The organism is uncultured Roseibium sp., from assembly GCF_947499295.1.
In the GTDB taxonomy this organism is placed as follows: Bacteria; Pseudomonadota; Alphaproteobacteria; order Rhizobiales; family Stappiaceae; genus Roseibium.
The window spans coordinates 1-259 of sequence record NZ_CANMNP010000168.1 but is presented as its reverse complement, the minus strand read 5'-3'; the positions used below and the strand labels follow the sequence as shown (position 1 = coordinate 259).

The following is a 259-nucleotide window of genomic DNA, read 5'->3' as shown; positions in this document are numbered from 1 at the left end:
AAGAGATCGTTCTTGCCGGAGGACGGCTCGCATGGGCGCATTGCAAAAACACCGGAAAATGAATGGATCAGGATCTAATTCTGGCATTTTCAAATACTTCAAACCCCATGGGAATCCCCAATATTCAAGGATCCAAAGGGTTTTTCAGGGCGAACGAAATAGTGCTGTCTTACAGCTCCAACGGCTATCCGGATCTGGATCAACTTTTCGTTGATGGAAAAGCGGAAAAAGGACGTGCGCGTATTCAGAAAGGAGCACA

General features: G+C 46.7%; 1 protein-coding gene. It reads left to right on the top strand.

Going from position 1 to position 259, the window contains the following annotated elements; translation table 11 throughout:
* Positions 1 to 62: 62 nt before the first annotated feature.
* A partial coding sequence (locus tag Q0835_RS30260) for a hypothetical protein (protein WP_298967218.1) occupies positions 63 to 259 on the top strand: 197 nt, incomplete at its 3' end.